At 62.3% G+C, this 19,122-nt stretch carries 5 protein-coding genes and 3 rRNA genes; 1 reads left to right on the top strand and 7 read right to left on the bottom strand.

The genetic code is table 11. The annotated features are described in order from the left end of the window. Window positions 1-379: 379 nt before the first annotated feature. The 6 genes from rrf to N2K98_RS02340 all read right to left on the bottom strand — a co-directional run bounded on the left by rrf (window position 380) and on the right by N2K98_RS02340 (window position 13,981). A 5S ribosomal RNA gene (gene rrf / locus N2K98_RS02365) occupies window positions 380-496 on the bottom strand. Window positions 497-756: 260 nt separating this feature from the next. Further along, window positions 757-3,891, bottom strand: a 23S ribosomal RNA gene (locus tag N2K98_RS02360). Between the two features lie 542 nt (window positions 3,892-4,433). Then, window positions 4,434-5,961 (bottom strand): 16S ribosomal RNA (locus tag N2K98_RS02355). Together the 16S, 23S and 5S rRNA genes form the textbook arrangement of a ribosomal RNA operon. Before the next feature lie 489 nt (window positions 5,962-6,450). Beyond that, the gene (gene glgB, locus N2K98_RS02350) at window positions 6,451-10,164 is read right to left on the bottom strand and encodes a 1,4-alpha-glucan branching protein GlgB (RefSeq protein ID WP_255866268.1); all 3,714 of its coding nucleotides are present in this window, start codon (window positions 10,162-10,164) and stop codon (window positions 6,451-6,453) included. Continuing rightward, complete coding sequence (treS, locus tag N2K98_RS02345; protein ID WP_255866269.1) at window positions 10,161-11,930, bottom strand: maltose alpha-D-glucosyltransferase; 1,770 nt, start codon at window positions 11,928-11,930, stop codon at window positions 10,161-10,163. The genes glgB and treS overlap by 4 nt, the downstream gene beginning before the upstream one ends. Continuing rightward, window positions 11,930-13,981, bottom strand: a complete 2,052-nt coding sequence (locus N2K98_RS02340; RefSeq protein ID WP_255798890.1) for an alpha-1,4-glucan--maltose-1-phosphate maltosyltransferase — start codon at window positions 13,979-13,981, stop codon at window positions 11,930-11,932. The genes treS and N2K98_RS02340 overlap by 1 nt, the downstream gene beginning before the upstream one ends. Window positions 13,982-14,150: 169 nt before the next feature. On the opposite strand from N2K98_RS02340, the gene glgP reads away from it, so the two are divergent. Continuing rightward, on the top strand, window positions 14,151-16,775 hold the full coding sequence (glgP, locus tag N2K98_RS02335; protein ID WP_255866270.1) for an alpha-glucan family phosphorylase: 2,625 nt from the start codon (window positions 14,151-14,153) through the stop codon (window positions 16,773-16,775). Between the two features lie 207 nt (window positions 16,776-16,982). Here the strand turns inward: glgP and glgX are convergent, their stop codons facing one another. Next, window positions 16,983-19,118 (bottom strand): glycogen debranching protein GlgX, encoded by a 2,136-nt coding sequence (gene glgX, locus N2K98_RS02330; RefSeq protein ID WP_257794644.1) that lies wholly within the window; start codon window positions 19,116-19,118, stop codon window positions 16,983-16,985. Window positions 19,119-19,122: the final 4 nt, after the last annotated feature.

The raw sequence follows: 19,122 nt of genomic DNA, 5'->3' as shown, positions 1-19,122 counted from the left end.
CCGCCTTCTCTCCTGGACTTACCGAGAGGGGCCGCCGCACTACCCACCAGGTTGACAGCTGCAGACGTTCGGCCCCGAAGTCGCGACGGTATATCCCGAAGGCCGCAATTTGTAAGGGTGGGACGGTATTCAGGTGATGCATAAAGCCGAAAAGGGGCTGTTGCAGCGATACCGGCAACGTGGCGGGGGCGACGCACTGCGGTACGGCTCACTCACAGACAAGCCCCGCGGCGGCGCAGTTCGAGGTGATTCTGCGGGCTCAGGCCACGCAGCTCGTCGACGCCGGCCCCGCCGCGTTCGACCTCCCCGGACGCAACCGGGGGGTTAAACAAGGAGAGCCCGTACCAACACTGGTACGGGCTCAACCTCTTCAAATATTGTCCGGCGGTGACCTACTCTCCCACATCCTCCCGGATGCAGTACCATCGGCGCTGTGGGTCTTAGCTTCCGGGTTCGGAATGGGACCGGGCGTTTCCCCCACGCTATGACCGCCGTAACCCTTCTACCCGCACCCACCAAAGGCGGGAGGGGAAAACAATGGTTACAACACTCCCCCGGAACCACCCAATGAGGGGTGCCGGGCAGTGCGGTAAAAATGTGAACCCGCCCCTGGACAAGGGGCAATGGTTCGGTGTTCCAGGCACAGCAACCAACGGTTGTTGTCCGGGAACCACATAGTGGACGCAAGCAGCATGATCTACAACACCCTCTATACTTTGACGGACCGTTTGAAGTCGTGTCCGTCCAGGTGCTGGTGTGGTGTAAGTTATCGGCCTATTAGTACCGGTCAGCTTCACGGGTCTTTAGTCCCCGCTTCCACATCCGGCCTATCAACCCAGTGGTCTGGCTGGGGGCCTCTCACACACAAGGTGTATGGAAATCTCATCTCGAAGCGGGCTTCCCGCTTAGATGCTTTCAGCGGTTATCCCATCCGAACGTAGCTAATCAGCGGTGCACTTGGCAGTACAACTGACACACCAGAGGTTCGTCCGTCCCGGTCCTCTCGTACTAAGGACAGCCCTTCTCAAATTTCCTGCGCGCGCAGCGGATAGGGACCGAACTGTCTCACGACGTTCTAAACCCAGCTCGCGTACCGCTTTAATGGGCGAACAGCCCAACCCTTGGGACCTACTCCAGCCCCAGGATGCGACGAGCCGACATCGAGGTGCCAAACCATGCCGTCGATATGGACTCTTGGGCAAGATCAGCCTGTTATCCCCGAGGTACCTTTTATCCGTTGAGCGACGGCCATTCCACAATGTACCGCCGGATCACTAGTCCCGACTTTCGTCCCTGCTCGAGATGTCTCTCTCACAGTCAAGCTCCCTTGTGCACTTACACTCGACACCTGATTGCCAACCAGGCTGAGGGAACCTTTGGGCGCCTCCGTTACTCTTTAGGAGGCAACCGCCCCAGTTAAACTACCCATCAGGCACTGTCCCTGACCCGGATTACGGGCCGAAGTTAGATATCCAGTATGACCAGAGTGGTATTTCAACGATGACTCCACCCGAACTGGCGTCCGGGTCTCACAGTCTCCCACCTATCCTACACAAGCCACACCGAACACCAATACCAAACTATAGTAAAGGTCTCGGGGTCTTTCCGTCCTGCTGCGCGTAACGAGCATCTTTACTCGTACTGCAATTTCGCCGAGTTTATGGTTGAGACAGCGGGGAAGTCGTTACTCCATTCGTGCAGGTCGGAACTTACCCGACAAGGAATTTCGCTACCTTAGGATGGTTATAGTTACCACCGCCGTTTACTGGGGCTTAAATTCCCAGCTTCGCCCGTAAGGGCTAACCGGTCCTCTTAACCTTCCAGCACCGGGCAGGAGTCAGTCCGTATACATCGTCTTGCGACTTCGCACGGACCTGTGTTTTTAGTAAACAGTCGCTTCCCCCTGGTCTCTGCGGCCCCGATCCCCTCCGGACAGCAAGTGTCCATCAAGGTTGGGGCCCCCCTTCTCCCGAAGTTACGGGGGCATTTTGCCGAGTTCCTTAACCATAATTCTCTCGATCGCCTTAGTATTCTCTACCTGATCACCTGTGTCGGTTTGGGGTACGGGCGGCTGGAACCTCGCGCCGATGCTTTTCTAGGCAGCATAGGATCACCGGATCCCCCCGTGAGGGGGTCCCGTCGGATCTCAGGTGCGTCATCAAAGACACCGTGACGGATTTACCTATCACGGACCCTACATCCTTAGACCAGGTCTACCATCGCCTGGCCCGGCTACCTTCCTGCGTCACACCTGTTAATACGCTTACCTCCCAGGATCAGGTCCCGTGCTCGGCCAAAACCCTCACACCACAAGGGTGATCGGGCAGGCTCCGGACGGTTAGTGTCCCCTGCTTGGTATGGGCGGTTCTTCGCCGGTACGGGAATATCAACCCGTTGTCCATCGACTACGCCTGTCGGCCTCGCCTTAGGTCCCGACTTACCCAGGGCAGATTAGCTTGACCCTGGAACCCTTGATCATTCGGCGGACGGGTTTCTCACCCGTCTTTCGCTACTCATGCCTGCATTCTCACTCGTGTAGGCTCCACCACTGGTTTACACCGCAGCTTCACTGCCCACACGACGCTCCCCTACCACTCCAGACGACTGAACCACGAAGGCTTATCTATATCTGAAATCCACAACTTCGGCGGTGTACTTGAGCCCCGCTACATTGTCGGCGCGGAATCACTTGACCAGTGAGCTATTACGCACTCTTTCAAGGGTGGCTGCTTCTAAGCCAACCTCCTGGTTGTCTGGGCAACTCCACATCCTTTCCCACTTAGCACACGCTTAGGGGCCTTAGTTGGTGGTCTGGGCTGTTTCCCTCTCGACTATGAAGCTTATCCCCCACAGTCTCACTGCTGCGCTCTCACTTACCGGCATTCGGAGTTTGGCTGACGTCAGTAACCTTGTAGGGCCCATTAGCCATCCAGTAGCTCTACCTCCGGTAAGAAACACGCAACGCTGCACCTAAATGCATTTCGGGGAGAACCAGCTATCACGGAGTTTGATTGGCCTTTCACCCCTACCCACAGCTCATCCCCTCCATTTTCAACTGAAGTGGGTTCGGTCCTCCACGACGTCTTACCGTCGCTTCAACCTGGCCATGGGTAGATCACTCCGCTTCGGGTCTAGATCACGCCACTGCATCGCCCTATTCAGACTCGCTTTCGCTACGGCTTCCCCTCACGGGTTAACCTCGCGACGTAACACTAACTCGCAGGCTCATTCTTCAAAAGGCACGCTGTCACAGCAATCAGAGCTGCTCCAACGGTTTGTAGGCACACGGTTTCAGGTACTATTTCACTCCCCTCCCGGGGTACTTTTCACCTTTCCCTCACGGTACTTGTCCGCTATCGGTCATCAGGGAGTATTTAGGCTTACCAGGTGGTCCTGGCAGATTCGCACGGGATTTCTCGGGCCCCGTGCTACTTGGGATCCTCTCCAAGCGGCAGCATGCATTCCGGTTACGGGGCTAACACCCTCTACGGCCCGGCTTTCAAACCGGTTCACCTATACATCTGCACTCACTTCACCGATCCGGCAGAATCGGTACGGAAAGTCCCGCAACCCCAGTGATGCAACGCCCGCCGGCTATCACACACCACTGGTTTAGCCTCTTCCGCGTTCGCTCGCCACTACTAACGGAATCACTGTTGTTTTCTCTTCCTGTGGGTACTGAGATGTTTCACTTCCCCACGTTCCCTCCACGCACCCTATGTGTTCAGATGCGGGTCACCCGGTCACTCGCGCGCCGGGCGGGGTTTCCCCATTCGGACATCCTGGGATCAAAGTTCGGTTATCAACTCCCCCAGGCTTATCGCAGATTCCTACGTCCTTCTTCGGCTCCTGATGCCAAGGCATCCACCGTGTGCCCTTAAAAACTTGACCACAAAGATCAATTTATTATCGCTATCGAGAAAACCACGGTCTCCCCAGGCACCCTTTTGACGGGGCACCCGGATCCACCAGGTTTTTCTGAAATTGCACTTAATATTTTAAGATGCTCGCGTCCACTATGTAGTTCTCAAACAACAACCCCGTCACACCCCTCCCCGCACCCGCAGCCCGCCCCCAAGAGGGAAGACCACCCGTGTACGGTTCCGGCCTGCGCAGGAACACACAGAAACAAACCAAACAACCCATACCCCCGGCCCCGCGCAAACGGGACAGGAAGAACCGGGGTGCCTGTTGCTTCAGGACCCAACAGTGTGCCAAACGACGAACCGGACCTACCAGGACTGCACGGGATGTTCCAGGAACCCTCCCGAAGGAGGGAACGTACTGATCCCCGCAGCCGGCATGCCAGCGCCTATCCATTGATATTCCACCCTTGAGCACCCACCGGAGAACAGATGTCTCCGATATGGGCATCTCCTGCAAAGCACACATCCGACACTGTGGACGGACATGGTCTTCGAGGTGCTCCTTAGAAAGGAGGTGATCCAGCCGCACCTTCCGGTACGGCTACCTTGTTACGACTTAGTCCCAATCGCCGGTCCCACCTTCGACGGCTCCCTCCCACAAGGGGTTAGGCCACCGGCTTCGGGTGTTACCAACTTTCGTGACTTGACGGGCGGTGTGTACAAGGCCCGGGAACGTATTCACCGCAGCGTTGCTGATCTGCGATTACTAGCGACTCCAACTTCATGAGGTCGAGTTGCAGACCTCAATCCGAACTGAGACCGGCTTTTTGGGATTAGCTCCACCTCACAGTATCGCAACCCTTTGTACCGGCCATTGTAGCATGCGTGAAGCCCAAGACATAAGGGGCATGATGATTTGACGTCGTCCCCACCTTCCTCCGAGTTGACCCCGGCAGTCTCCTATGAGTCCCCGCCATAACGCGCTGGCAACATAGAACGAGGGTTGCGCTCGTTGCGGGACTTAACCCAACATCTCACGACACGAGCTGACGACAACCATGCACCACCTGTAAACCGGCCACAAGTGGGGGACCTGTTTCCAGGCCTTTCCGGTTCATGTCAAGCCTTGGTAAGGTTCTTCGCGTTGCATCGAATTAATCCGCATGCTCCGCCGCTTGTGCGGGCCCCCGTCAATTCCTTTGAGTTTTAGCCTTGCGGCCGTACTCCCCAGGCGGGGCACTTAATGCGTTAGCTACGGCGCGGAAAACGTGGAATGTCCCCCACACCTAGTGCCCAACGTTTACGGCATGGACTACCAGGGTATCTAATCCTGTTCGCTCCCCATGCTTTCGCTCCTCAGCGTCAGTTAATGCCCAGAGACCTGCCTTCGCCATCGGTGTTCCTCCTGATATCTGCGCATTTCACCGCTACACCAGGAATTCCAGTCTCCCCTACATCACTCTAGTCTGCCCGTACCCACTGCAGACCCGGGGTTGAGCCCCGGGCTTTCACAGCAGACGCGACAAACCGCCTACGAGCTCTTTACGCCCAATAATTCCGGATAACGCTTGCGCCCTACGTATTACCGCGGCTGCTGGCACGTAGTTAGCCGGCGCTTCTTCTGCAGGTACCGTCACTTTCGCTTCTTCCCTGCTGAAAGAGGTTTACAACCCGAAGGCATTCGTCCCTCACGCGGCGTCGCTGCATCAGGCTTCCGCCCATTGTGCAATATTCCCCACTGCTGCCTCCCGTAGGAGTCTGGGCCGTGTCTCAGTCCCAGTGTGGCCGGTCACCCTCTCAGGCCGGCTACCCGTCGTCGCCTTGGTGGGCCATTACCCCAACCAACAAGCTGATAGGCCGCGAGTCCATCCAAAACCGCATAAAGCTTTCCACGGACCGCCATGCGGTGGTCCGTTGTATCCGGTATTAGACCCGGTTTCCCAGGCTTATCCCGAAGTCAGGGGCAGGTTACTCACGTGTTACTCACCCGTTCGCCACTAATCATTCTGTGCAAGCACAGAAGTCATCGTTCGACTTGCATGTGTTAAGCACGCCGCCAGCGTTCATCCTGAGCCAGGATCAAACTCTCCGTAAATGTGTTACAGACACAGCACCGAAGCCAAGGAAAATTGGCTGCAGGCACTGCACTAAATTCGAAACCGGCTAAAAAAACCGTCCCTTACCCACGGGGTGGGCGGAACGGCCTGTTCAACCAATCAAAATAAATTGGTATCAATAAACTTGGCACACTATTGAGTTCTCAAACAACAGACTGCTTCCGGCACCGGCAGGCGATCCTCAAGGGGATCTAAGCTCTGCGTCGCTCCGGAGCAACTTTTCTATCTTAGCCACACTGTCCGGTGGGTGTCAAACCGGCCGTGGATCCTTCCGGCGAACCGGCGGGAAGCTAGTTCCCGGACTCACGACTGAAGGTTGAAACCCGTTGGATCCGTTCTCCTGGTTCAGTGTCCAGGATTGCGTTTCCCTCGATCAGCGCGGGTATTAACTCTAGCACGGTTTATGCGGGGCTGCGTACCCGGTGCAGGCCCGGACTCCCCGCGGGAGTCCGGGCCGCCAACTGCACTTATGGCTTGGGGACCAGGTACAGCACACCAAGCGGAGGAACGGTCAGCGTGGCGGATGCCGGCTGGCCATTGCAGGCACCTTCAACCGCGTGCACTACACCCATGTTCCCTACGCCGGAACCGCCGAATTCAGCGGCGTCGGTATTGAGTGCTTCCACCCATTCCCCGGCCCACGGCATTCCCAGCCGGAAGTCCTGGTGCGGGGCGCCGGCAAAGTTGGCCACGCAGACCACCGGATTTCCCTGATGGTCCCAGCGGATGAACGAAAGGACATTGCGGGCGCCGTCGTTCTCGTTGATCCACTGGAAGCCTGCGGGCTCGTTGTCCCGGGCGGACAGCGCGGGGGTGTTGCGGTAGATCTCGTTGAGCTGCTTCACCATCAGCTGGACACCCTTATGCTGCGGGGTGTCAGTCAGGAACCAGTCCAGCCCGTACTGCTCCGACCATTCCGCTTCCTGGCCGAACTCGGTGCCCATGAAGATGAGCTGCTTGCCCGGATGAGCCCACTGGAAGGCGAGGTAGGCACGCAGGTTGGCCAGCTGCTGCCACCGGTCACCGGGCATCTTGCGCAGCAGGGAGCCCTTGCCATGCACTACTTCGTCATGGCTGATCGGCAGCAGGAAGTTCTCCGTGTACGCGTAGACCAGGGAGAAGGTCAACTGGGCGTGGTGGTAGACGCGGTTGATCGGGTCTTCGGACATGTACTGGAGGGTGTCGTGCATCCAGCCCATGTTCCACTTGAGCCCGAAACCGAGGCCGCCGCTGCTCGTAGGACGCGTAACGCCGGGGAACGCGGTGGATTCCTCGGCAATCATCACGATGCCAGGCACCCGCTTGTACGCAGTCGCGTTGACTTCCTGGAGGAAGGAGATCGCCTCGAGGTTCTCCCGGCCGCCGTAGACGTTGGGCGTCCACTGGCCTTCCGGCCGCGAGTAGTCCAGGTACAGCATGGATGCCACAGCATCCACCCGGAGCCCGTCGACGTGGAATTCTTCCAGCCAGTAAATGGCGTTGGCCACGAGGAAGTTCCGCACTTCACGGCGGCCGAAGTCGAAGACCAGCGTTCCCCAGTCCAGCTGCTCGCCGCGGAACGGGTCGCCGTGCTCGTAGAGCGTCTGGCCGTCGAACTTTGCCAGCGCCCAGGGGTCCTTGGGGAAGTGGGCCGGAACCCAGTCCAGAATGACGCCGATGCCGGCCTGGTGCAGCCGGTCCACGAGGTAGCGGAATTCGTCCGGATGCCCGAACCGTGCGGTAGGGGCAAAGTAGGAGGTCACCTGGTAACCCCAGGAACCACCGAACGGGTGCTCGGCCACGGGCATCAGTTCCACATGGGTGAAGCCCTGCCACTGCACGTACTCGGCCAGCTGGTCTGCCATTTCCCGGTAGTTCAGTCCCAGGCGCCAGGAACCCAGGTGCACCTCGTACACGCTCATGGGCGAATTGTGCGGATCCCGGGAGGCCCGTGCCTCCATCCATTCGGCATCGCCGAACTCATAGGTGGACTCGACCACGCGCGAACCGGTCAGCGGCGGCACCTCGGTGCCCTTTGCCATGGGGTCGGCCTTTTCCCGCCAGACGCCGTCGCTGCCCAGGATTTCGTACTTGTAGCGGGCGCCCGGTTCGACGCCGGGCAGGAAGATTTCCCAGACACCGGAGCTGCCGAGGGAACGCATCGCGTTGATGGTGCCGTCCCAGCCGTTGAAATCGCCCTTAACTCGCACGGAGCGGGCATTGGGGGCCCAGACTGCGAAGCTGACGCCGGAAATATCGCCCAGCACGGAATCGTAATGGTGCAGATTGGCGCCGAGGACTGTCCACAGGTTTTCGTGCCGGCCTTCACCAATCAGGTGCAGGTCAATGTCGCCCAACGACGGGAGGAACCGGTACGGATCGTCGAACAGCTGGGGCTCAACGCCGTCGTACGTCACCTCCACGCGGTAATCCGGAACGGTGCCCGGCGTCGGAGCCGGCAGGGTTCCTACCCAGATGCCGTTGTACTCGTGCTCCAGCGGCACCCGGCTTTCAGGGGTCACGACCACGACTTCGCGCGCCAGCGGGCGCAGGGTTCGAATGGTGGCGACGGTTCCGGAGTTCTCCAGATGCGCGCCAAGGACTGCATGCGGCTGGTAGTAGCGGCCTTCGGAAACGGCCTGCAGCACGTCCTCGGTGACGGGGATCGGATCGGTGGAGACGGGCACGTCGGGCACCTGGGGCTCTGCGGTGGCGGATGCGGACCGCGACTTGCGTGGCTTATTCACTGTGCTCTCTTCCTTGCGTGCTGCGTCGTCGGCCTTCACGAGAATGGACCGGGCGGCGGCAGCGGGAACGCTGATCCAGCGCGGACGGTTTCTCATCTCGTAGACAACTTCGTACAGCGCCTTGTCCAGCCACAGGGCCAGGAACAGCGGGTCACTGCGGTTGATGGTGGTGCCGGTTTCCTTCTCATACCCCCGCAGGAAAGCATCGGCCGCGGCAGCTGCCCACCGGCGGGCCGATTCGCTTCGCTGCTGGACGGCTTCTTCGGACTCTGCTTCGCCTTCCGCCCCGTCGATCAGCGCTACGCCGGCGGCGTAGTCGATCGAGCGCAGCATGCCGACGACGTCGCGCAGCGGCGCATCAGGGACACTCCGTTCGGCCGCGGGCCGCAGCGGCTCGCCCTCGAAGTCGAGGACGATCCAGCCCCGGTCCGGAACACGCAGGACCTGCCCGAGGTGGTAGTCGGCGTGGATGCGCTGCAGGTTGGGCAGCGTCTGCAGGTGGTTGACCTGCCCCAGCAGGTACTCCACTGCCTCATCGAACGGCCCGACGACGTCGTGTGCTTCCCCCCACGCCCACCGGATCCGGGAGCTGAGGGACTCAAGGAACTCGGCGCGTTCCGCCGCGCTGGGAGGCCTGCTGCCAAAGGCAGCCGCCAGCTGCTGGTGGATGCGGCCGGTGGCCGCACCCAGTTCCTCGGACTCTGCAGTGAAATCCCGGCCGGCAAGGGCGGCCGAGGACGCGGTCCGCCAGGCGTCTTCGCTGCCGGGGAAGAATTCCCGCAGTACGGACAGGTGCCCGGTCAGCAGTTTCTCTCCGGCCTCGTCCGCCGGGTCCGTCCAAGAGCCGGTCACCCAGCCATAGGTGGCCGGAACGTCCACTGACCCGACTTCGGTCAGCCGTGCGCTGACCTCGACGTCGGGACTCTCGCCGGCAGCCACCACGCGGTAGAACTTCACGATCAGCGGCGCTTCCGGGGCCCGCACAATCACGGAGGTGTTGGACTGTTCGCCTGACAGGACCTTGGTGGGCAGCGGCTCCCGGAACGGCGCCCAGTCAGCGAATCCGTCCAGGGCAAAGCCGTGTGTGTGGCCGTCCAGGGACGAAGCCTGAGACCTCATCAGTTCCAGCCAGGCGGTGACGAAGACCGGGTCGGCGGTCGCATCGTAAAGCCACCGCTCCCCCAGGTCTTCTTGGTGCGCCCGGCCCAGCAGGGCGGCTTCCAGCTCGGGCGCCGGTGCGGTCCGGTAGCTTACCGGCACGCTGATGACGTCGCGGCGGTCCCCGGAGACGACGGCGATGAGGTGGACTTCCAGCCCGACCTCGCCGGCGGGGTCCTCGAGCCGGATCCCGCCGACCCTTTCCAACAGGACTTCGCGGCCCTTTGCAGGGAACCAGCGTTGTCCGGGGAGCCAGGACGTCAGGATTTCGGGCAGGGACGGCGTCAACAGGCTCATCTCCGTGCTGCCTCCGAAATCGGAATCATGGGAATGGCTTCGGTCTGCGGCGACGAAGTGTCAGACTTCACCGACCGCAGGCGCAGCCAGTAGAAGTCGTGGCTGCCCAGCGTCAGCGTCAGGGCACCGTCTTCTCCAATGGTGGGGAAGAGCGTGCCGCCGAAGGCATCCCGCAGTCCGCGGTTGGCGAACTCCGGCAGCTTCATCGACGCGGAAATGGGGTGCTGCGAGAGGTTGAAGATACACAGCACTGTCTCACCCACCTCACCCTCCGGGTTGTTGTCCGGCAGTTCGCGCACGAAGGCCAGGGCTGCTTCGGCGTCGGTCGGCACGTTGCGGTAGGAACCCAGTCCGAAGGCCGGGTGGGCGCGGCGGACCATGATCATCTGCCGGATCCAGTGCAGCAGCGAACTCGAGCTGGCCAGCTGCGCTTCCACGTTCACGTGGTTGTAGTGGTAAACCAGCGACTGCACCACCGGCAGGTACAGCTTGCCGGGATCGGCGGTGGAGAATCCGGCGTTGCGGTCCGGGTTCCACTGCATGGGAGTGCGGGAGGAATCGCGGTCTTCCAGCCAGATGTTGTCCCCCATGCCCAGCTCGTCGCCGTAGTACAGGAACGGGCTGCCCGGCAGGGCCAGCAGCATCGCATGGATCAGCTCGATCTCCGAGCGGGAATTGTCCAACAGCGGAGCCAGCCGGCGTCGGATGCCGATGTTGGCCCGCATGCGGGAATCCGGGGCATACCAGCCGAGCATCGCCTGGCGCTCCTCGTTGGTAACCATTTCCAGCGTCAGCTCGTCATGGTTGCGCAGGAAGGTTCCCCACTGGGCGCCGGCCGGAATCTCCGGAGTCTCTTCCATGGTCTGGATGATCGGTGCGGCCTTCTGGTCCCGCAGCGCGTAGAACAGGCGCGGCATGATCGGGAAGTGGAAGCACATGTGGCATTCGTCGCCGGTTTCGTCACCGAAGTACTCCACCACTTCGTGCGGCATCTGGTTTGCCTCGGCGATGATCACGCGGCCCGGGTAGTTCTCGTCGACCATGGTGCGCAGGTCCTTGAGGAACCGGTGCGTGGCCGGGAGGTTTTCGCAGTTGGTGCCGTCCTCTTCGAAGAGGTACGGGATGGCGTCGGCCCGGAATCCGTCGATGCCCTGGTCCAGCCAGAAGCGGACGACGTCGAAAATCGCCTCGATGACCTTGGGGTTCTCGAAGTTCAGGTCGGGCTGGTGGCTGAAGAACCGGTGCCAGAAGAACTGGCGGCGGACCGGGTCGAAGGTCCAGTTCGATTCCTCGGTGTCCACGAAGATGATCCGGGCGTCTTCGTACTTCTGGTCGGTGTCGGACCAGACGTAGAAGTCCCCGTACGGGCCGTCCGGATCGCTGCGGGACTCCTCGAACCACGGGTGCTTGTCCGAGGTGTGGTTCAGCGGAAGGTCGATGATGACGCGCAGGCCGCGGGCGTGTGCTTCTGCAACCAGGCGCTTGAAGTCGCTGATGGTGCCGAATTCGTCCAGGACATCGTAGTAGTCGGAGATGTCATAGCCGCCGTCGCGCAGCGGCGACTTGAAGAACGGCGGCAGCCACAGGCAATCGATGCCCAGCCACTGCAGATAGTCCAGCTTTTCGATCAGGCCGCTGAAGTCACCTGATCCGTCCCCGTTGGCGTCCGCGAAGCCGCGGACGAGTACCTCATAGAAAACGGCCTTGCGGTACCAATGAGGATCATTGGTCAAGCCGGGTGCGTGCAGTTGAAACGGGTTGGGCACTAGGAGTTCCTCCGAACTGACAGGATGTGCGCGGGTTCAAAGTGGGCGTCCAGGCGGACGTAGTTGTGGGCTCCCCAGCGCCAGCTCTGGCCGCTGATCAGGTCATCCACCCAGAAGGTGCCGTCTTCGTTCAGATCCTGCGGGGCGAGGTGAAGCGCATCGAGGTCGAGCGTGACGGTGGATTCGCGGGCACTGTGGGGGTCCACGTTAACCACAATAATGAGTGTGTCCCGGCTGGACGGATCGCCGGGAAGGGTCTCTTTGTGCTTGGAGTAGACCACTGTGCACTCGTCGGTGCTGGAGTGCACCGTGAGGTTCTCGAGGTCCCCCAAAGCGGGATGGGTACGGCGGATTTCGTTCAGCCGGGTGATGTACGGGGCGAGGCTGCGGCCTTCAGCTTCCGCCGCGGCGAAGTCACGCTGCTTGTACTCGAACTTTTCGTTGTCGATGTACTCCTCGGCCCCGGGCCGGGCGACGTGCTCGAACAGCTCGTAGCCGGCGTAGACGCCCCACAGCGGGCTGCCGGTGGCAGCCAGTACGGCGCGGATCTTGAAGGCTCCAGGTCCGCCGAACTGCAGGAATTCGGTGAGGATGTCCGGGGTGTTCACGAAGAAGTTGGGCCGGAAGAAGGCCGAAGACTCCTGCGACACCTCGGTGAAGTACTCCTCGATCTCCTCGCGGGTGTTCCGCCAGGTGAAGTAGCTGTAGGACTGCTGGAACCCGGCCTTGGCCAGTGCATGCATCATGGGCGGGCGGGTGAATGCCTCGGCCAGGAAGATCACGCCCGGGTACTCTGCGTTCACGGTGCCGATCAGCCATTCCCAGAACCGCAGCGGCTTGGTGTGAGGGTTGTCCACCCGGAAGATCTGCACGCCGTGGCTGATCCACAGCCGCACGATGCGCAGGATCTCCTGCGAGAGGCCCTCGTAGTCATTGTCGAAGTTCAGGGGGTAGATGTCCTGGTACTTCTTCGGAGGGTTTTCGGCGTAGGCAATCGAACCGTCCACGCGGGTGGTGAACCATTCCGGGTGGCTGGTCACCCAGGGGTGGTCCGGGGAGGCCTGCAGCGCCAAGTCGATGGCGACCTCGAGGCCCAGTTCCCGGGCGCTGCCCACGAACGCGTCGAAATCCTCGAACGTCCCCAGATCGGGGTGGATGGCGTCGTGGCCGCCCTCGGGGGCACCGATGGCCCAGGGCGAGCCGGGATCCTGCGGGCCGGCGACCAGGGTGTTGTTCGGCCCCTTGCGGTGCGTGGTGCCGATGGGATGGATGGGAGGCAGGTAAATGACGTCGAACTGCATATCCGCCACGCGCTGCAGGCTGCGTGCCGCGGTGCGGAACGTCCCCGAGGTCCACTCGCGGGTGGCCGGATCCCACTGGGCGCCTTCCGAGCGGGGGAAGAATTCGTACCAGGCGCCGCGGCCGGCGAGCTCCCGCTCCACCAGAAGGGGGAAGCGGTCCGAGCTGGTGACCAGGTCGCGGATCGGATCGCGGTCGAGAATAGCGGTGACGGCTTCGGTTCCGGCGGCGGCAAGGCGTTCCTCGACCGGCAGCCCGGTATCTGCGAGCGCTGCCGCGGCAGCGCGGAAGACGTCGGCGTCGGCGCCGCTGCGCTCGGCGGCAGCGGAGGCGAACAGTTGGTGGCCTTCGGTGAGCATCAGTTCGACGTCGACGCCGGCGGCGATTTTCACCTCGGCGTTGTGGTGCCAGGTGGCGTAGACGTCCGCCCAACCCTCCACGGCGAAGCTCCAGTGGCCCGTGCCGGCCGGACGCAGCATGCCCTCCCAGCGGTCAAGGCCCAGACCCACCGGATGCATCCGGCTGCGGGTCACGACGGTGCCCTCGGGGTCATAAAGAACGGCACTGGCGCCTACCAGGTCATGTCCCTCGCGGAACACGGTGGCCCCGATGACGAGGTCCTCTCCTGGCACGGCTTTGGCGGGGAATCTCCCGTACTCCACTACGGGGGTCACATTGGTGATTGGAATCCGGCCAAACCGGAGATCCTTCGAGGGCAGGTCTTCTGGTGTCAACGCGCTGGATGTGCTCACAGACTAGACGTTATCGAGAATTTGGGCAGAATGCTAAGGCAACGTACTTTTACGGATTCACGGCAGGTCGGCCACGGTTTGGCTGCGTTTTCAAGCCGCCGTGTATTTACCTGAACATTTGTTCGTCATTTCCGGTTACCCGCCGCGTTAGTGCGCTAGCGTGACCGGGGTGAAGGCAATACGCAGATTTACCGTCCGAACCGTCCTGCCGTCCAGCATCGCCCCCTTGGGCCGGCTGGCCTCGAACCTTCGGTGGTCCTGGCACCAGCCGACTCTCAAGTTGTTTGAAAGCATCGACCCCGCCGCCTGGCGCTCCAGCGGCGAAGACCCCGTGAAGCTGCTCGGGACCGTGAGCCGGGACAAGCTCGAGCGCATCGCGCAGGATGAGCATCTGGTCTCTGTAATCGCGGACCTCGGCGCTGACCTGGACAGGTACCTCAATGAACCCCGCTGGTACCAGGGCCTGGGCGACGACGCCCCGGCGTCGATTGCGTACTTCTCCCCCGAGTACGGCATCAGCGCCGTACTACCCCAGTACTCCGGCGGCCTGGGAATCCTGGCCGGCGACCATTTGAAGGCCGCCTCCGATCTCGGAGTGCCCCTGGTTGCGGTGGGGCTGCTCTACAAGGCCGGGTATTTCAAGCAGGCCCTTTCCCGGGACGGCTGGCAGCTGGAGACCTATCCCGTGCTGGACCCCAACGCCCTGCCGTTGACCCTGCTGCGCGAGGAAGACGGCACCCCGGCGAAAATCACCCTGCCGTTGCCGGACAACCGCCAGCTTTCGGCACATATCTGGCGCGCCGACGTCGGGCGCGTACCCCTGCTGCTGCTGGACTCGGACGTCATAGGGAACGACGACGCCGCCCGCGGCATCACGGACCGCCTGTACGGCGGAGGCGGAGACCACCGGCTGCAGCAGGAACTGCTGCTGGGAATGGGCGGCGTGAAGGCCCTGCGGGTACACCAGCGGCTTACCGGCGCCCCTCCCGCAGAGGTCTTCCACAGCAACGAAGGCCATGCCGGCTTCCTGGGCATAGAGCGCATCCGTGAACTGATGGACCAGGGCATGACGTGGGAGGAAGCGCTGACCGTTTCCCGCGCATCCACGGTGTTCACCACTCACACCCCGGTCCCGGCCGGCATCGACCGGTTCGAGCAAACCCAGATCCGCCACTTCTTCACCGCGGGCCTGGCACAGTCGGTTCCTACCGACAAGATCCTGGCCCTGGGAGCGGAAAACTACGAGGGCGGAGACCCGGCCAAATTCAACATGGCAGTCATGGGCCTGCGGCTGGCCCAGCGGGCCAACGGCGTGGCCAAGCTGCACGGCGAAGTTTCCCGGGAAATGTTCTCCGGCCTGTGGCCGGGCTTTGATGTATCCGAAGTGCCCATCACTTCGGTGACTAACGGCGTGCACGTCCCCACTTGGATCGACCCGGAGGTTACGGCGCTCGCCAGCGAGAAGTTCGGCGTCGCCACCGTGCATGACCGCGACTGGGGCAGGGCCTACGAGCTTGACGACAAAGACCTGTGGGACCTGCGGCGGAAGCTGCGCAGCAACCTGGTCCACGATGTCCGGCGCCGCGTCAAACGTGCCTGGCGACGGCGCGGTGCCTCTGATGCGGAGCTGGCCTGGACGCAGAACGTGCTGGACCCGGACGTGCTGACCATTGGCTTTGCCCGCCGGGTGCCCACCTATAAGCGTCTGACCCTGATGCTGCGGGACCCGGACCGGCTCAAGGCACTGCTGCTGCATCCCACGCACCCCATCCAGGTAGTGGTGGCCGGCAAGTCCCACCCTGCCGATGAACAGGGCAAGAAAATGATCCAGGACCTGGTGCGGTTCACCGACGACCCTGAAGTCCGGCACCGGATTGTTTTCCTGCCCAACTACGACATTGCGATGGCCCAGACCCTGTTCCCCGGGTGCGACGTGTGGCTGAACAATCCGCTGCGCCCGCTGGAAGCCTCCGGCACCTCCGGCATGAAGTCCGCCATCAACGGCGGCCTGAACCTCTCCATCCTCGACGGATGGTGGGACGAGATGTTCGACGGCAACAACGGTTGGGCCATCCCCTCCGCCAATCCCAGCAAGGGAACGCGAACCCGTGAGGTCTACACCGCGGACCAGCGGGACGACATTGAAGCAGCCGCGCTTTATGACCTGCTCGAGAACTCAGTGGGACCCATGTTCTACGGAACGGAGCCGCCGGCCGCTGCCGGGGCGGCCGGACCCTCGGATCCGCCTACGGATTCGCTGCCGCACGAGTGGCTGGAAATGGTCAAGCACACCCTCGCGGACCTGGGGCCGAATGTTTCCGCCTCAAGGATGCTCAAGGACTACGTCAACCGGCTGTACCGGCCCGCCAGTTCGTCCGGACGGTTCATGACGGCGGACGGGTATACCGCTGCGAAGGAACTCGCCCTGTGGATCACGCGGGTACGTGACGGGTGGTCCACTGTGCAGGTGGAGAACGTGGATTCCGTAGGCGTCAGCGAAAACCCGCAGATCGGCGACACCCTGACGGTACAGGCCTATGTTTCCCTCGGCTCCCTTCGTCCGGAGGACGTCAGCGTGGAAGCTGCGTACGGCATGGTGACCGAGAACGACCGGATCAGCGAGCACCGCATCCAGGAGCTTGCGCCGACGGAGGACCTCGGGTCGGGCCGCCATCTGTTCACGGGCACCATCCGCATCGAGCAGGCCGGACCGTTCGGCTACACCGTCCGGGTGCTGCCGACGCATTCCGGGCTGGCGTCGAAGGCTGAGTTGGGGTTGGTCGCTAACGCGTAGCGCGCAGGGTTTCCGTTTCGGCGTTCCGGTGTCCGCGCCTTGGGGGCCGTGCCGGGGCCGCGCCGGTGTCCGCGCCTTGGGTGCCGCGCCGGGCGGAGCGTTGGTGCCGTTGTCACCTGACCCGGAACGTCCGTCCGGCGGATCGCAGGTGCGTGCCCGCGTCACCGACGCGAGGGTCGTCCGGCCCGGGGTCGGAGCTGGTGTTCCCTAGGCGCGGTAGAGGCTGATTGAGTTGGCAGGAACGAGATCGGTGGTGCCCGCCGGACGGACTTGATCCCTGTGCTCCCCCGGATCCGAAGCGGTGGAGAAGACGAGTTCATACCCGGAGGATTCACCAGGGACAGAAATGTCCTCGAAACCGTTGTCCGTTTCGGAGGCGGCACTGCGGACGGTCGGCGCGTCCGGAAGGCGGACGTCGACGTCGGACAGTGTGCCGTTCAGGACCATCAGCCCGTTCAAGGAACCGTCTCCGGAGCCGATCAGGACCTGCACCACCCGGGTGGCGGGATCGCCCCACTGTTCCGGTGTCATGGGCTTGCCCTCCGAATCGAACCAGAGCAGGAAGGACTGCCGCCGGTCGGCCGGGAAGCGGTAGGGCTGGCTGGCAAGATATTCGCGGCGCAGGCGCAGCAGCTCACGCGTGGTCGAGAGCATCCGGCGGGCGGCGTCGTCGAGGTCCCAGTTCAGCCAGGAGAGTTCGTTGTCCTGGCAGTACGCATTGTTGTTTCCGCGTTGGCTCCGACCGATCTCGTCTCCGGCCGTGAGCATGGGCACACCCAGGGACATGGTGAGCGTGGCCATCAGGTTCCGGGCAGTCAGGCTCCGGGCAGCGTTGATCCGCTCATCGTCCGTGGGCCCCTCGATGCCGTGGTTGTAGCTGCGGTTTTCTCCCGTGCCGTCCCGGTTTCCTTCGCCATTGGCTTCGTTGTGCTTACGCTCGAACATGGTCAGGTCGGAGAGGGTGAACCCGTCATGGGCCGTGATGAAGTTGATCGAGGCCAGCGGTGTCCGGCCGGACTCAACGAACAGTTCGGCGGAACCGGCCAATGCCCCTGCCAGCCGAGCCAGGGAGCCTCCTTCCCGCCCCGCGGCAACGTCCGCCTGGCCACGAAGCCAAAAGTCCCGGACAATGTCGCGGAAGTGGTCGTTCCAATCGGCCCAGCCCTGCGGGAACCGGCCGGTCTGCCAGCCGCCCGGGCCCACGTCCCACGGCTCGGAGATCAGTTTTACGTCTTGAAGGACGGAGTCGGCAGCTACTGCTACGAGGAACGGGTGCCTCGGATCGAACCGGCCGTCTGCGTCACGGCAGAGCGTGGGTGCCAGGTCGAAGCGGAAACCGTCCACGTGGTACTCCTGCACCCAATAGCGCAGCGAGTCCAGGGCCATCTGGATAATCCGGGGTTCGCTGAAGTCCAGCGTGTTCCCGCAGCCGGTGGTGTCCACGTACGTGCCGTCCGGACCGTGCCGGTAATACGTTTCATCTCCCAGTCCGCGCCAGCTCAGCGCGGGGTGGTCGGCCTTGCCCTCGGCCGTGTGGTTGTACACCACGTCCAGCAGGACTTCGATGCCGGCCTCGTGAAGGGACTTCACCATGCCCTTGAGTTCATCCTGCACTGCCTGGGCGCCGGCTTCGCGGGCAGCAAGGGTGGCGTAGGCATCATGCGGGGCGAAGAACCCGAGGGTGTTGTAACCCCAGTAATTTGCCAGCCCCAGTTCCTGCAGGTGCAGCTCATCGGCATGGAAATGCACCGGCAGCAGTTCCACCGCAGTGATGCCAAGGTCCTGAAGGTACTGGACCATCACCGGATGCCCCATGCCGGCGTAGGTTCCCCGGAGCTCTTCGGGAATCCCGGGATGCAGCATGGTCTGGCCCCGCACATGGGCTTCATAGATGACGGTGTCCCGCCAAGGGGTATGCGGACGGCGGACGTTGCCCCAGTCAAAGCCCCCGGCCGTGTAGACCGAATAATAGATCTGACTCCCCTGCGCCGGTTCCGCCTCGATGCCGCACCCGTAGGGGTCCAGCAGCAGCTGGAAGCTGCCCGGCTCTGCTGGAAGGGGACGGCTCCGCGGCCAGAAGCCGTAGCGGTTCCCGGGCCGCAGGCCGAACACCCGGCAGTGGTGGATCCCGAGGACAGTGTCCGTCAGCGGAGCCATCGACCAGTTACCGGGAGCCGTCTCGTAGTACACATCGACGGCGGGCAGGCCCGGGGCGTAAACGGACACGTTGACGGCACCAGGGACGTCAGGCACACCTGAAACGGTGTGCCTGACACCTAGCGGCAAGGGCCGCGAGTCCCGCTTCGAGACGCTGCCAGCGGCGGTTCCAATCACGTGTGCCATGTAC

Source organism: Arthrobacter jinronghuae (assembly GCF_025244825.1).
GTDB classification, from domain to species: Bacteria; Actinomycetota; Actinomycetes; order Actinomycetales; family Micrococcaceae; genus Arthrobacter_B; species Arthrobacter_B jinronghuae.
The sequence above is the reverse complement of the archived record's forward strand: the minus strand, read 5'-3'. Positions and strand labels throughout refer to the sequence as shown.

Bases quoted from the DNA above. Each gene is read 5' to 3' on its own strand.
- glgB (WP_255866268.1), bottom strand. From the start codon at position 10,164: ATGAGCCTGTTGACGCCGTCCCTGCCCGAAATCCTGACGTCCTGGCTC.
- glgX (WP_257794644.1), bottom strand. From the start codon at position 19,118: ATGGCACACGTGATTGGAACCGCCGCTGGCAGCGTCTCGAAGCGGGAC.